The organism is Streptomyces bobili (assembly GCF_002154575.1).
Taxonomy (GTDB): Bacteria; Actinomycetota; Actinomycetes; order Streptomycetales; family Streptomycetaceae; genus Streptomyces; species Streptomyces bobili.
The window spans coordinates 1-1,994 of sequence record NZ_MUBA01000802.1; the positions used below are offsets into that span (position 1 = coordinate 1).

Below are 1,994 nucleotides of genomic sequence, written 5' to 3' on the forward strand. Positions count from 1 at the left end.
GGGTGGCATGCGGGGTGGCATGCGCGGGGCGGGGTGCTCGGAGTGGCGTGCTCGCGTGGCCGCTCGGAGCGGGGTGCTCGCGTGGCGTGGCTCCGACGGCGTGGTCCCGTGGGCGTGGTCCCGTGGCGCTCGTGGGCGTGCGCTGACCTGATGTGCCCTCTGAGCCCGGCCCTGACGTGCCCTCTAAGCCCGGCCTCCGGAACGTGCCGCTCGGGCCACCGCCACCACGGCCTTCTCCAGCGCGTACTCCGGATCGTCGCCGCCGCCCTTTATGCCCGCGTCGGCCTCGGCGACCGCGCGCAGTGCCAGGGAGACCCCGTCGGGCGTCCAGCCCCGCATCTGCTGGCGGACCCGGTCGATCTTCCAGGGCGGCATGCCCAGCTCCCGCGCGAGGTCCGCGGGCCTGCCCCCGCGCGCGGAGGACAGCTTGCCGATGGCCCGCACGCCCTGTGCGAGCGCGCTGGTGATCAGCACGGGCGCGACGCCGGTGGCCAGCGACCAGCGCAACGCCTCCAGTGCCTCCGCCGCCCTGCCCTCCACGGCCCGGTCGGCGACGGTGAAGCTCGACGCCTCGGCCCGCCCCGTGTAGTACCGCGCGACGACCGCGTCGTCGATGGTCCCCTCGATGTCGGCGACGAGTTGCGACACCGCCGCCGCCAGCTCGCGCAGATCGCTGCTGATGGAGTCGACGAGCGCCTGACAGGCCTCGGGGGTGGCCGACCTGCCGGTCGCCCGGAACTCCTGCCGGACGAAGGCCAGCCGGTCCGCCGCCTTGGTCATCTTCGGGCAGGCCACCTCCCGCGCCCCCGCCTTGCGCGCGGCGTCCAGCAGCCCCTTGCCCTTGGCCCCGCCCGCGTGCAGCAGCACGAGCGTGATCTCCTCGGCGGGCGCCCCCAGATACCCCTTCACGTCCTTGACCGTGTCGGCGGACAGGTCCTGCGCGTTGCGTACGACCACGACCTTGCGCTCCGCGAAGAGCGACGGGCTGGTCAGCTCGGCGAGAGTGCCGGGCTGAAGCTGGTCCGACGTCAGGTCACGTACGTCCGTGTCCGCGTCGGCGGCCCGAGCGGCGGCCACCACCTCCTGCACGGCACGGTCGAGCAGGAGGTCCTCCTGGCCCACGGCGAGCGTCACCGGGGCGAGAGGGTCGTCATTCGCAGTCTTCCTGGCCATTGGGTCAAGGATGGCACGCGGCACTGACAGCCGGAGCCGCGGTGAGGACACCGCCGCCGCTCCTACGGCTCCTCCCGCCACCCGTCCCACTCGGCCGCGAACGCGTCCAGGTCCGCCGCGTCGAGCCGCCCCTCCTCGTCCCGCAGCACCACCAGCCACTGCACGTCCTCCGCGTCGTCCTCACCGGCCAGCGCGTCCCGGACGAGCCGCGGCTCCTCGTGCACCCCGAACCGCTCCCCGAGCGCCTGCGCGGCCTCCTCGGCGGCATCACGGTCGGGCAGCACCAGCACATGTCTCACATCGCTCACCCGCCCATTTTCCGGCACGTCCACCGAGACCCGCGCGCAGGTCGGTCCCCGGGACCGGTCCGCACCGCCGACCCGACCCACCCGGTGCCGGGCCTCGCCACGCGGCGGGCCCCACACCCCGGACACCGTCACCCGGTCTCCTCACGCCACGTCACCTCCCCGTGCCACCGGCACCCGCTCCAACGCGATCCCGAACCTCTCCCGGTACACACCCAGCACTTCCGCGTCCTCCGCCAACTCCCGTTCCTCACTCACGCCCTGCGCGTCCGTCACCTTCAGCCGACGCCCGCTGAGCGTGATCCTCCCTCCGTCCTCCGTGACCCGCGAGCACACCGGGGACCGGGTGAAGTGCGACTCGGGCGAGGTGCTGTGCCACCACGCCCCGGCCACGAAGTCGCCGAGCACCCGGGGCCGCACCTCCAGCCGGTACACCCGCCTGCCGTCCCGGACGACGTCCAGATCGGCCGCCCCCGCCACCCCGCCGCCCTCCCGCGCCGGCCGGGTCTACGGCGA

The 1,994-nt window shown here is 74.3% G+C and carries 2 protein-coding genes and 1 pseudogene; all 3 read right to left on the minus strand.

Going from position 1 to position 1,994, the window contains the following annotated elements; translation table 11 throughout:
* Positions 1 to 183: 183 nt before the first annotated feature.
* On the minus strand, positions 184 to 1,173 hold the full coding sequence (gene holA / locus BZL64_RS37760) for a DNA polymerase III subunit delta (RefSeq protein WP_086773465.1): 990 nt from the start codon (positions 1,171 to 1,173) through the stop codon (positions 184 to 186).
* Between the two features lie 62 nt (positions 1,174 to 1,235).
* The gene (locus BZL64_RS37765; protein ID WP_086773466.1) at positions 1,236 to 1,481 is read right to left on the minus strand and encodes a hypothetical protein; all 246 of its coding nucleotides are present in this window, start codon (positions 1,479 to 1,481) and stop codon (positions 1,236 to 1,238) included.
* 141 nt (positions 1,482 to 1,622) lie between these two features.
* Positions 1,623 to 1,970, minus strand: a pseudogene (locus BZL64_RS37770) (arylamine N-acetyltransferase); the annotation flags it as partial.
* Between the last annotated feature and the right edge of the window lie 24 nt (positions 1,971 to 1,994).

Excerpts from the sequence above, each read along its gene's own strand:
- holA (WP_086773465.1), bottom strand. The coding sequence starts at position 1,173 with ATGGCCAGGAAGACTGCGAATGACGACCCTCTCGCCCCGGTGACGCTC.